Consider the following 11,736-nt stretch of genomic DNA (forward strand, 5'->3'; position numbering starts at 1 on the left):
GCGCGGCGGCGGCGGTCTGGCTGGCCTGCCCGATCGCGGCGGCCAGCGCGGCCTTGGCCAGCGACCGCGGGTCGGCGCCGCCGGTCCACTGGTCGAGACGCTGGTCGAGCAGGGTGGTGTGGATCCGCCCGGCGGTGAACTCGTCGTCGCTGATCACGGCCCGGAGCAGGTCCAGGTTGGTGACGACGCCGTGCACCCGGCCCCGGCGCAGGGCGTCGCCGAGCCTCCGGATCGCGGCGTCGCGGTCGGCCGCGTACGCGACGACCTTGGCGAGCATCGCGTCGTAGTGGACGCCGACCGTGCTGCCGGCCTCGACCGCGGAGTCGACCCGGACGCTTGACGGGAAGTCGAAGGTGCGGATCCGGCCGGTCTGCGGGGTGAATCCACCGGCCGGGTCCTCGGCGTAGAGCCGGACCTCGATCGCGTGGCCGGAGATCGCGGGCGGCTCGCCGGGCAGCGCCTTGCCCTCGGCGACGGCGATCTGGAGCGCGACCAGGTCCAGGCCGGTGACACATTCGGTGACCGGGTGCTCGACCTGGAGCCGGGTGTTCATCTCGAGGAAGAACACCCGGTCGGCGTCGACCAGGAACTCGACGGTGCCGGCGCCGCGATATCCCACCGCGTGCGCGGCGGCGCGGGCCGAATCATGCAATACGGTACGGGTCCCGGCGGCCAGGAAGGGCGCGGGCGCCTCCTCGACGACCTTCTGGTGGCGGCGCTGGATCGAGCAGTCGCGGTCGCCCAGCACCCAGACCGTGCCGTGGGTGTCGGCGAGCACCTGCACCTCGACGTGCCGGGCAGTCGGCAGGTACGGCTCGGCGAACACCGTCCCGTCACCGAACGCGGACGCCGCCTCCGCCTCGGCCTGCGCGACCTGTTCGGCCAGCCGGTCCAGTGACCCGACGATCCGCATGCCCCGGCCCCCACCACCCGCCGACGCCTTGACCAGCACGGGCAGGTCGGCTGCGGTGACGGCGGCCAGGTCGACGCCGAGGATCGGCACCCCGGCCGCGGCCATGATCCGCTTGGCCTCGATCTTGCTGCCCATCGACTCGATGGACTCCGGGGCCGGGCCGATCCAGGTGAGGCCGGCCGCCTCGACCGCGCGGGCGAAGGCGGCGTTCTCGGAGAGGAAGCCGTATCCGGGATGGATCGCGTCGGCGCCGGCCGCCCGGGCCGCCTCGATGATCAGGTCCCCGCGCAGGTAGGTGTCGGCGGGCGCGTCACCCGGCAGCCGGATCGCCTGGTCGGCCTCGGCCACGAACGGGGCCGTGGCATCGGCGTCGGAGTGGACGGCCACGGTTGCGATGCCGAGTTCGCGGCAGGTGCGGAAGACCCGGCGCGCGATCTCCCCGCGGTTGGCGACCACAAGTTTGCGAATCACTGGATCTCCTTCACAGGCGGAAGACGCCGTAGCCACGGGCGCCGGCCACCGGCGCGCTGTGAATCGCCGACAGGCAGATGCCGAGGATGGTGCGGGTGTCGCGGGGGTCGATCACCCCGTCGTCGTAGCCCAGGCCGGAGGTGAAGTAGGCCAGCGACTGCTCCTCGACCTGCTTCTCCACGAAGGCCCGCATCTGGGCGTCGCCCGCCTCGTCGAACGGCACGCCCCGGGCCGCGGCGGCCTGCTGGGAGACGATCGAGATGACTCCGGCGAGCTGCGCCGGGCCCATCACCGCCGACTTGGCGCCGGCCCAGCTGAACATGAACCTCGGGTCGTACGCGCGCCCGCTCATGCCGTAGTTGCCGGCCCCGTACGACGCGCCCATCACCACCGACAGATGCGGGACGGTCGAGTTGGACACCGCGTTGATCATCTGCGCGCCGTGTTTGATGATGCCGCCCTGCTCGTACTCCGCGCCGACCATGTAGCCGGTGGTGTTGTGCAGGAACAGCAGCGGCGTGTCGCTCTGGTTGGCCAGCTGGATGAACTGGGCCGCCTTCTGTGCCTCCGGGCTGAACAGCACCCCCTGGGCGTTGGCGAGGATCCCGATCGGATAGCCGTGCAGCTGCGCCCAGCCGGTCACCAGCGAGGTGCCGTAGAGCGGCTTGAACTCGTCGAACTCGCTGCCGTCGACGAGCCGGCGGATCACCTCGCGCGGGTCGAACGGGATCTTGAGGTCGGCCGGGACGATGCCGAGCAGGTCCTCGGTGTCCAGCAGCGGCTCGGCGTAGCCGGTGCGGGGCGCCGGCCCGGCCTTGCGCCAGTTGAGCCGCCGCACGATGGACCGCCCGATCCGCAGCGCGTCGAGCTCGTCGACAGCCAGGTAGTCGGCCAGCCCCGAGGTGCGGGCGTGCATCTCCGCGCCGCCCAGCGACTCGTCGTCGGACTCCTCGCCGGTGGCCATCTTGACCAGTGGCGGCCCGCCGAGGAACACCTTCGCGCCGCCCTTGACCATCACCGTGTAGTCGCTCATGCCGGGCACGTAGGCGCCGCCGGCGGTCGAGTTGCCGAACACCAGGGCGATCGTGGGGCGGCGGTCGGCGCTGGCCACGGTCAGGTTGCGGAACACCGCGCCGCCCGGGATGAAGATGTCCTTCTGGGTCTGCAGATCCGCCCCACCCGACTCGACCAGGGTCACCGTGGGCAGCCGGTTCTGCTCGGCGATGCGGTTGGCGCGGAAGATCTTCCGTACCGTCACCGGGTTTGAGGATCCGCCTTTGACCGTCGGGTCGTGGGCGATGATCAGGCACTCGACGCCCTCGATGACGCCCAGACCGGTGACCACCGAGCCGCCGACGGTGAAGTCGGTGCCCCAGCCGGCCAGCACGCCGAGCTCGAGGAACGGCGAATCCGGGTCGATCAGCAGCTCGATCCGCTCGCGGGCGGTCAGTTTGCCGCGCCGGTGATGGCGTTCGACGGCTTTGGGGCCGCCGCCGGCCAGGGCCACGGCCTGCTGGACCGCCAGGTCGGCGACGCGTTCCAGCATCGCCTCCCGGTTGGCGGCGTAGCCGGGTGACGATTTCATTCCAGGAACTCCTCGGGCAGGTTCACCACGCGGGCGCGCAGCCATTCACCGACGGCCTTGGCCTGCGGGTCGAAACGGGTGGAGGACGCGACACCCTCGCCGAGGAGTCCGTCGATGACGATGTTCACCGCACACAGGTTGGGCAGCGCGAACACGTCGATGCTTCGCCCGGCCGACTCCGGCAGCAGCCGGGACACCACGTCAGGCGTCAGCCAGGTGTGCAACCACGCGAAGGCGTCGGATCGCCGCGGGTGTCCGGCCGGGATCCAGACGCCCACGTTGGCCGTGCCGCCCTTGTCACCGGACCGGGCAAAAACCAAACGGCCCAACGGCAATTCGGTTGTACGGTCGGAGCATGCCACGACGGCCAGGGGCGCCGTCTCCTCCGGCAGCTCCGCGGTGACCTGTGGCGCCGCGATGTCCACCTCGGTGCCGTCGGGGCGGACCACCACGTGCGGCACCAGCTCCTGCGGCAGGTAGGCGGCCCGGTAGACCCCGAACGGCGCGCCGGCGCCGGGTGGCGCGGTGACGTGGAAGCCCGGGTAGGACGCGAGGGCCAGCTCGACGGCGGCGCTGCTGAACGCGCGGCCGACGACCGCCGGGTCGGGGTCCTTGACGTGGCAGCGCAGCACCGCGGACGCTGCCGACTCGGTGGCCGGGTCGGCGTGGTCGGTGCGGGCGAGGTCCCACACGATCTCGGCCGGGGGCCGTGCGCTGAGCGCCTCGGTCATCTGCTTGCGAACCCAGGCGGCCTTCTCCTCGATGTCCAGGCCGGTCAGCACGAACTCGACCGAGTTGCGCCAGCCGCCGGAGCTGTTGAGGGCGATCTTCGTGGCCGGGGGCGGGGCGACGCCGCGGACCGAGGTGATCCGCACCCGGTCCGGGCCGGCCTGCTCCAGCTCGACCGTGTCCAGGCGGGCCGTCACGTCCGGATTGGCGTAGTGGGGGGCGCCCACCTCGTACACCAGCTGCGCGGTGACCGTGTCGACGGTGACCGCGCCGCCGGTGCCGGGGTGTTTGGTCACCACCGCGGTGCCGTCCGCGCTGAGCTCGGCCAGCGGGAAGCCCAGCGGGCGGCTGGTGTCGACGGTGGCGAAGCCGGCGAAGTTGCCCCCGGTGGCCTGCGTGCCGCACTCCAGGATGTGGCCGGCCACCACCCCGGCGGCGAGCCGGTCGAAGTCGGTGCGGCCCCAGCCGAACTCGGCGATCGCCGGGCCCAGCGTCAGCGACGCGTCGGTGACCCGGCCGGTGACGACGATGTCGGCGCCCGAGGTCAGCGCCTCGGCGATCCCGAACGCGCCGAGGTAGGCGTTGGCGGTCAGCGCCCCGCGCCAGCCGTGCTCCCCGGCCCGGCCGATCAGGTCGTCGCCCTGCACGTGGGCGACCGCGACGTCGACGCCCCGCTCCGCGGCGAGGGCCCGGACCGCCTGCGCGAGCCCGGCCGGGTTGAGGCCGCCGGCGTTCGTCACGATCCGCACCCGCCGGTCCCGGGCGAGCGCGAGGCAGTCGCCGAGTTGCCGCAAGAACGTCTTCGCATACCCGAGTGACGGGTCCTTCTGCCGATCGCGACCCAGGATGAGCATGGTCAGCTCGGCCAGGTAGTCGCCGGTCAGATAGTCCAGCGGGCCGCCGTCGAGCATCTCGGCCATCGCGGAGAAACGGTCACCGTAGAAGCCCGAGCAGTTCCCGATGCGGATCGTGCGCATTGTCCGGCTCAACACCTCAGTGAGTAGTGGTTGACCGCCACCCTAAACTTTCTGACAAAGTAGTCAAGTTTCCAGGGGGTGTCCGATGGGACGAGCACGAACGAACCCCGCTCCGGCGGCGCCGGCCACGGCCAGGGGCCGGCGCACACATGACGCGCTGATCGTCGCCGGTCGGGAGGTGATCGAGGAGCACGGTTGGGCCGGATTCACTCCCGAGGCCGTCACTCAGGCCGCCGGGGTCTCCTACGGGACCTTCTACACGTACTTCGAATCCAAGGACGATCTGCTTCGCAAGATCGTGCAGGCGGCGGCCGACGAGATGATCGCCGCAAGCCTGGTGCCGGACACCCTCGACGATCCGTACGCACGGATCGTCGAGGCGAACCGCCGCTACCTGGCGGCGACCGGCCGGGCCGCGAAGGTGCTGCGGATGGTCGAGCACGGCGCGTACCTGGACGACACGCTGCGCGGACTGCTGCTGGAGATCCGCGAGTTCTACGTCGGCCGCAGCGCCGAGGGCATCCGGCGGTTGCAGGAGGCCGGGCTGGCCGACCCCGCCCTCGACCCGCGGATGACGGCGATCGCGCTCGGCGGGATGGTCGAGCAGGTCGCCGTGATCATCAACGAGCTGCGGGAACCCCTCGACGTCGAGAAGATGGTCGACCACCTCTCCCGGCTGTGGGCCTCGGCGCTCGGCCTGCGGAGGCCCCTTTAGGGGGCCTCCGTCCAGTGGGCCACGGCTATTTCAGTGGGCCACCGCAACTGCCGGGGCGTGCTGGTGGGCCGGCAGCCGGTGCGGCTGGACCACCAGGAAGCAGACCAGGCTCGCCGCCAGCATGCCGCCGAAGACCACGATCGCCATCGCCACCTCGCCGACCCCGAGCACACCGACCAGCGGGGCGGCGAGAGCGCCGACACCGAACTGGACCGCGCCGAGCAGGGCCGCCGCGGTGCCGGCCGCCTCGCCGTGCCGGGACAGCGCCAGCGCCGGGGCGTTCGGCATGGCCAGGCCGACCGTGGCCAGCACCAGCCACAGCGGGATCAGGATGCCGGCCAGGCCACCCACTCCGGTGACCGCCAGCAGCAGGAACACCGCGCCGAACACGAGACCGGCGACCAGCGCGGCGCTCATGATCTGCTGAGGCGACCAGCGCCGCAGCAGGCGCACGTTGAACTGGGTCGCCCCGATCAGCCCGACCGCGCCACCGGCGAAGATCAGCGCGAACTGCTGCTCGCTCATGCCGTACCCGTCCTGGAAGACGTAGGACGATCCGCTCACGTAGGCGAACAGCGCCGCCATGGCCAGCCCGGCGACCAGGATCAGGCCGACGTACACCCGGTCGGTGAACAGCCGGCCGTAGTCACGGACCGTGCCGAGCACTCCCCCGCTGCGGCGGTTCGCCGGCGCCAGCGTCTCCGGCAGCACCAGCGCCGACACCACGCTGATCGACACCGCGACGACGGTCAGCACCACGAACACGCCACGCCACGACGTCCAGTTCAGGACCAGGCCACCCACCGTCGGGGCGAGGATCGGCGCGACGCCGACCACCAGCATCAGCCGGGAGAACAGCCGGGCCGCCGCGTTGTCGGTGAACAGGTCACGCACCATCGCCATGGCGACCACGGCCGCGGCCGCGGCGCCGAGACCCTGCAACACCCGGAGCGCACCGAGCACGGCGACGTTCGGCGCGATCACACAGAAGACCGAGGCCAGCATGTGTACGGCGATGCCCGCCAGCAGGGGCCAGCGCCGCCCGAACGCGTCGGACAGCGGGCCGACCAGCAGCTGCCCGAACGCCAGGCCGATCAGGGTGCCGGTCAGGGTGAGCTGCACCGCGGCGGCGGTCGTCGACAGGTCGGTGGTGATCGCCGGCAGCGACGGAAGGTACATGTCGATGGTGAGCGGCCCGAGCGCGGTCAGCAGGCCGAGCACGAGAACGATCCGGAACCTGCGCCCGGCCGGCAGCAGCTCTCCGGGCGAGAGGTCGTCGTCGGGCGGGGTCACGGTTCGAGTTGAGGCCACCTCACCGACAAGTCGGCCCCCACCCGGCTTCTTCCACCTGGCGACCGAAGGTAACGCTGCTCACAAAGGCCCCCGTTCGAGCCTCCAGCGCTGCTCACACATCCACCGCGCGGACCTTCCCGGAAAGCTCAGCCCACAGCGCCGGAGCTGCGCCGATGGTGAGCTCGGTGGAGTAGTCCGGGCCGTGCCCGCCGAGGGTCACACCCGCTTCCCGGGCGATCAGCGCGCCGGCCGCGATGTCCCACAGTTTCGTGTCCAGGGCCAGGCCACCGTCGAGCCGGCCGGCCGCCTGGTACACGAGATTGAGCGCGGCCGGGACCCGGCGGATGTCACCGCAGACCGGCAGCAGCTCACGCAGCACCCGCCCGGCACGCTCCTTGGTCGCCGGGTTCGGCTGAAAACTGATCCCGACCAGCGCCTCAGACAGCGGCGGCCCGCTCGATGCGTGGATCGGCTCGCCGTTGAGCAGCGCCCCGCCCTCGTCGACGGCGCTGAACGTCTCCCCCGCGGCCGGGTCGTGCACGACCGCCATCCGCGGCTGATCCCCCTGGTAGAGCGCGATGCACACCGACCACGGCCCGGTCCGGCTCACATAGTTGCGGGTGCCGTCGAGCGGATCGATGATCCAGGTCCAGCCGCTGCCCCCGGCCCGGCCGTGCCCCTCTTCGGCCTGCATGGCGTCGTCCGGCCAGGCCTCGTGGATCGCCGCCACGATGAGCCGCTCACTGGCGATGTCGACATCCGAGACGACATCGTTGGCGTGTGCTTTCGGCGCGCCCATTTTCAGCGTGTCGCGGCCCTGCAGTTGCAGCCGCCCGGCCCGGATCGCCAGTCCGGCAGCGAGTTCGCACGCAGCCTCAAGATCTCTGGTCATCACCGGTCAGGCTATCGGTCCGCCCCCAGCCACACACTGCGCACCCACCGGCAGCCCGCCCGGATCACCCGCACTTCGGCTGCTCGCCCGGACCACCCGCACTTCGGCTGCTCGCTCTGAACGCCCGCCCGCGCAGAACCCGCCCGGCTCGCTCGCGGCCGTCCAGCCACTAGGATCGCCGGAGCCAGGTCGGCAGAACAGTCCCCCTGGTGACCGGCACGAGCGGAGGGACACCAGCATGCCGTCACCCGACCGGTCCCGGCCGCCGACCCTCGATGAGGTCGCCGAGCGTGCGGGGGTGTCCCGCACCGTCGTCTCCCGCGTGATCAACAACGGACCGCATGTGAGCCCGGCCAAGCGCGAGGCGGTGGAGAAGGCCATCCGGGAGCTCCGCTTCACCCCCAACCGGGCCGCGCGAACCCTGGTCACCCGCCAGACGGGCGTCGTGGTGCTGGCGGTCTCCGGGGACGGGCCCGAGGTCTTCGGGGACCCGTTCTTCACGCAGATCATCGTCGGTGCGTCCGCCGCGCTGGAGAAGACCCAGCTGCATCTCATGCTCAGCCTGGCCACGCCGGTGCACGGCCGGCAGCGGCTGAAGGCCTTCCTGCAGACCCGGGGCGCCGACGGGGTGATGCTGGTGGCGATGCGCGGCGACGACTCGCTCATCGACATCGCCGCCCAGTCCGGGCTCCCGACCGTCTTCGTCGGCCTGCCGATCCACGGGACGCCGCCGTTCTATGTCGACGTCGACAACGCCGGTGGATCACGGGCGGCGACCGAGCACCTGCTCCGCAACGGGCGCCGCCGCATCGCCATGATCACCGGCCCGGAGGACACCGCCGTCGGCCGGGAACGCCGCCGTGGCTACACCGAGGCGCTGCTGCTGGCGGGCTCCGGGCCGTACGCCGTCGAGCCGGGCGACTTCCTGGAGGAAGGCGGCGCCGAGGCCATGCGCGCGTTGCTGAACACCCATCCGGACCTCGACGCCGTGGTCGCCGCCAACGACAACATGGCGGCCGGCGCCCTGCGGGTGCTGCGCGAGTCCGGCCGCACGGTGCCCGGTGACGTGGCAGTGGTCGGTTTCGACGACCTGCCCGTGGCGCTGCACACCGACCCGAAGCTCACCACCGTTCACCAGCCGGTGCAGGCCCTCGGCCGGGAAGCCGCCCGCATGCTGATCGACCTGCTGGACGGTGCCCGGCCGGAACCCTTCATCCTCCCGACGAAGATGGTCGTACGGGAGTCGGCCTGACCGCCTCCCGCGCCAGTTCGTGGCCGCGTCCGTGCATGTACCGCTCGCCGACCCAGGACGTGAACGCGGCGAGCGCGGCCGGCGACGAACCCGGCGACCACGGCTCCTCCTTGTTCAGGTCGAAGTAGGTCAGCAGTTTCAGGTCGGGATACGCGCCCGCTTTCAGCGTCGCGTTCAGGTCCCGGAACCACTGGGCCTTGTCGCCGCCGTCCTCGGTGGACCCGAACTCGCCGAGCATCACCGGCCGGTTCGGCGCGACCGCGCGGGCTTTGGCGTAGGCGGCGTCGAAGGTCGCGCGAAAGCTCCTCCAGTGATCGCCGGCCGGATCCCAGTACGGACCGAACCCCCAGTTGTAGCCGTCGACGCCGACCCAGTCGACATAGCCGTCACCCGGGTACGCGGCCGCGGGATCGTTGTAGGGCTCGTCCGGTGACGAGCCGTTGTTGAACGCCCACACCCACTGCACATTGCGCGCGCCGGCCGCCCGGACCAGGTCGTGGACATGCCGGTACGCCCGCACGTACCGCGACGGGTCGGCGTCGTTGTTGGCGATGCCCCAGGGATACCAGTTGCCGTTGAACTCGTGTCCCCAGCGGACCAGGATCGGCAGTCGCACGGCGGCGAACTCCCGGGCCCGCGCCCTGATGTAGCCGTCCCAGGCGCCGTCGATGACGTCCTGGAGGTGGATCTGGGCGGGATCGGCCGGGCCCAGCGCGGTGTTCCACGGCTCCCAGGTGTAGTGCGGCATGACGCCGTGCCGCCAGAGCGTCCTGGCCTCGTCCACCGGGAACGCCCGCCCGCTCGCCCAGCTGTCGAACCACATCACGCTGGCCGGGACGGTGCCGTACAGCTTCTTGACGTCGGCGGCGATGGCCGTCGGGTCGCCGTCCCGGAACGCACCCAGATAGCGGGTCGTCTTGCGGCCGGCGCTCGCACCACCGGTGTCGGACACCACCAGGGCCGTGGCGGCCGTAGCCGCACCCAGCAGTGTTCGCCTGCGCATGTTGCCTCCCGAGGATGCCGGCCAAAATTGGAAGCGGTACCGGTCAAAAAGTACAACCGGGTTCCATCCATGTAAAGACGAACCACCCTCGGCGCACGAAGTAGCCGTTCTCAACCGGCCTCCACCTGCGCACTATTGACAGGAATTAACGGCAGGTTACAGACTTCTCATCGAGCTAACTCGATAGTTGGCCTTGGAAGCGCTTCCAACTCCGTCCCCCACAAGTGGAGTTCCCCGTGCGCATCACTCGATCTCGTACCGCTGGCATCGTCCTCGGCATCGCCGTCGCACTCCTCGGCCCCGGCGCCGCACCGGCCCAGGCCGCCATCGGCTCCAGCTTCACCGACAACTTCGACGGCTTCGACACCGGCCGCTGGTACAAAGCGGACGGCTACAGCAACGGCGGCATGTTCAACGTCGGCTGGCGCGCCGACCACGTCACCGTCGGCGGCACCATGAACATCAACCTCGACAATCAGCCGTGCCCGGGCGGCTGCTCCGGCAAGCCGTACGCCTCCGGCGAGTACCGCACCACCGACCTGTACTCGTACGGCCGCTTCGAGGCCCGGATGAAGGCGGTCAAGAACCCCGGCACCGTGACGTCGTTCTTCACCTACACCGGCCCGAGCGACGGCCAGCCCTGGGACGAGATCGACGTCGAGATCCTCGGCAAGAACACCACCCAGGTCCAGCTCAACTACTTCACCAACGGCGCCGGCGGCCACGAGACCGTCATCAACCTGGGCTTCGACGCCGCCGCCGGTTACCACGACTACGCCTTCGAGTGGTGGAACGGCGGCACCATCAACTGGTTCGTCGACGGACGTCTCATCCACCAGGAGAACGGCTCGCGCGGCCCACTGCCCACCCACCCGCAGCGCATCATGATGAACCTGTGGCCGGGCATCGGCGTCGACAGCTGGTTGCAGCCGTTCACCTACCCGGGCCGGCTGACCGCCGGCTACGACCGGGTCAGATACACCAGGTACTGATCCCGTCGCCGCCTTCCACCGGCTCAGGTGAGGTCCGGAACTCCGGTCCGCCGCTGATCCTCACCGGCGACGGGCCGGCCGATTGTCGGCTGCACCTACCATCGGCTGATGTTCAAACGCGCGGCCGCAGCCGTACTGATCCTGGGACTGCTCAACGGATGCACCGCCGAGCCGGCGCCGGTGACGGCGCCGGCCGTTCCGCCGTCACCGGCCGTCACGACCGCGGCCTCCAGCCCGGCCGCCTCGCCGACTCCGGCGACCTGCAAGGACACCAAAGGCTGGTCCGCTGACGACACCCTCTCCTGGGTACGGCAGCAGGTGACGTACAAGATTCCGGGTAACGTCGAGCTCGGGACGCCCGGCCGCATCGACTTCGTGTGCAAGCCGATCGGGCTTCAGGTCCAGTTCTGGAACGTCAAGGTCTCGACCGCGCTCGGCAGCGTCAGCTATGTCATGCCCTCATCGCAGCGCAAACAGATCTCCTTCGACGGCCGACGCCCGATGACCGTGAAGACGCCGAACGACCTGCAATCCACCGACTGCGGCGGCTTCGTCATGGCCGTCTACACCGGAGCGCCTCTGACCGACGACGAGTTGCCCGAGAGCATCGACTTCTCCGGCCTGAAGGACGTCAAGTTCCGCTCCGACCGGGTCGCCTACGTCTTCAGCCAGTTGCCGCCGGCCGACACCGACTTCAGCAGCAAATGCCGCCAGGCCGGCTACCTGGGGTAGACCGCGCTCGGCGGCGACCAGGCCCTGAACGGGGCCTGAACGACGGCGTGCCCGGCCGGACCACGATCGGTCCGGCCGGGCGCGCCCGCGGTACAGCTGGGCGGGTAACCCAACGGCGTCCACCGGCGCCCGTGCCACCCCCGCGGCCACCGCCGGGGCCGGGGTGGCGGGCATGCCGAGAT

10 protein-coding genes are annotated in these 11,736 nt (G+C 70.9%); 4 read left to right on the forward strand and 6 right to left on the reverse strand.

From position 1 onward, the window contains the following. The 3 genes from AB0E94_RS51755 to AB0E94_RS51765 all read right to left on the reverse strand — a co-directional run. Positions 1–1,384 (reverse strand): biotin carboxylase N-terminal domain-containing protein (locus AB0E94_RS51755; RefSeq protein ID WP_360344014.1); only part of this gene is annotated, 1,384 nt, incomplete at its 3' end. Between the two features lie 10 nt (positions 1,385–1,394). Next, positions 1,395–2,969, reverse strand: coding sequence for a carboxyl transferase domain-containing protein (locus AB0E94_RS51760; protein ID WP_360344017.1), 1,575 nt, complete (start codon positions 2,967–2,969; stop codon positions 1,395–1,397). Continuing rightward, entirely contained in the window at positions 2,966–4,675 is a 1,710-nt protein-coding gene (locus AB0E94_RS51765) for an acyclic terpene utilization AtuA family protein (RefSeq protein ID WP_360344020.1), read from the reverse strand. Before AB0E94_RS51765 ends, AB0E94_RS51760 begins: the two co-directional genes overlap by 4 nt. A gap of 85 nt (positions 4,676–4,760) precedes the next feature. Here AB0E94_RS51765 and AB0E94_RS51770 point away from each other — a divergent pair, with 85 nt between their 5' ends. Then, positions 4,761–5,390 carry a TetR/AcrR family transcriptional regulator gene (locus tag AB0E94_RS51770; RefSeq protein ID WP_360344023.1) on the forward strand — a complete coding sequence of 210 codons (630 nt, stop codon included), beginning with the start codon at positions 4,761–4,763 and terminating at the stop codon, positions 5,388–5,390. Between the two features lie 30 nt (positions 5,391–5,420). Here the strand turns inward: AB0E94_RS51770 and AB0E94_RS51775 are convergent, their stop codons facing one another. Both AB0E94_RS51775 and AB0E94_RS51780 read right to left on the reverse strand, forming a co-directional pair. Continuing rightward, positions 5,421–6,701 (reverse strand): multidrug effflux MFS transporter, encoded by a 1,281-nt coding sequence (locus AB0E94_RS51775; protein ID WP_360344026.1) that lies wholly within the window; start codon positions 6,699–6,701, stop codon positions 5,421–5,423. Between the two features lie 94 nt (positions 6,702–6,795). Beyond that, positions 6,796–7,575, reverse strand: a complete 780-nt coding sequence (locus AB0E94_RS51780) for an inositol monophosphatase family protein (RefSeq protein ID WP_360344029.1) — start codon at positions 7,573–7,575, stop codon at positions 6,796–6,798. Between the two features lie 238 nt (positions 7,576–7,813). On the opposite strand from AB0E94_RS51780, the gene AB0E94_RS51785 reads away from it, so the two are divergent. Next, complete coding sequence (locus AB0E94_RS51785) at positions 7,814–8,827, forward strand: LacI family DNA-binding transcriptional regulator (RefSeq protein WP_360344032.1); 1,014 nt, start codon at positions 7,814–7,816, stop codon at positions 8,825–8,827. Here the strand turns inward: AB0E94_RS51785 and AB0E94_RS51790 are convergent. Beyond that, the gene (locus AB0E94_RS51790; protein ID WP_360344035.1) at positions 8,787–9,830 is read right to left on the reverse strand and encodes a glycosyl hydrolase; all 1,044 of its coding nucleotides are present in this window, start codon (positions 9,828–9,830) and stop codon (positions 8,787–8,789) included. The two genes, AB0E94_RS51785 and AB0E94_RS51790, sit on opposite strands and share 41 nt — an antisense overlap. Before the next feature lie 236 nt (positions 9,831–10,066). On the opposite strand from AB0E94_RS51790, the gene AB0E94_RS51795 reads away from it, so the two are divergent. Continuing rightward, positions 10,067–10,822: a glycoside hydrolase family 16 protein gene (locus tag AB0E94_RS51795; RefSeq protein WP_360344038.1), complete on the forward strand. Its 756-nt coding sequence runs from the start codon at positions 10,067–10,069 to the stop codon at positions 10,820–10,822. 108 nt (positions 10,823–10,930) lie between these two features. Next, the gene (locus AB0E94_RS51800) at positions 10,931–11,554 is read left to right on the forward strand and encodes a hypothetical protein (protein WP_360344041.1); all 624 of its coding nucleotides are present in this window, start codon (positions 10,931–10,933) and stop codon (positions 11,552–11,554) included. Positions 11,555–11,736: the final 182 nt, after the last annotated feature.

It is taken from the genome of Actinoplanes sp. NPDC026670 (genome assembly GCF_040638175.1).
Lineage (GTDB): Bacteria > Actinomycetota > Actinomycetes > Mycobacteriales > Micromonosporaceae > Actinoplanes.

Bases quoted from the DNA above. Each gene is read 5' to 3' on its own strand.
- AB0E94_RS51800 (WP_360344041.1), top strand. From the start codon at position 10,931: ATGTTCAAACGCGCGGCCGCAGCCGTACTGATCCTGGGACTGCTCAAC.
- AB0E94_RS51780 (WP_360344029.1), bottom strand. From the start codon at position 7,575: ATGACCAGAGATCTTGAGGCTGCGTGCGAACTCGCTGCCGGACTGGCG.
- AB0E94_RS51785 (WP_360344032.1), top strand. From the start codon at position 7,814: ATGCCGTCACCCGACCGGTCCCGGCCGCCGACCCTCGATGAGGTCGCC.
- AB0E94_RS51770 (WP_360344023.1), top strand. From the start codon at position 4,761: ATGGGACGAGCACGAACGAACCCCGCTCCGGCGGCGCCGGCCACGGCC.
- AB0E94_RS51760 (WP_360344017.1), bottom strand. From the start codon at position 2,969: ATGAAATCGTCACCCGGCTACGCCGCCAACCGGGAGGCGATGCTGGAA.
- AB0E94_RS51790 (WP_360344035.1), bottom strand. From the start codon at position 9,830: ATGCGCAGGCGAACACTGCTGGGTGCGGCTACGGCCGCCACGGCCCTG.
- AB0E94_RS51765 (WP_360344020.1), bottom strand. From the start codon at position 4,675: ATGCGCACGATCCGCATCGGGAACTGCTCGGGCTTCTACGGTGACCGT.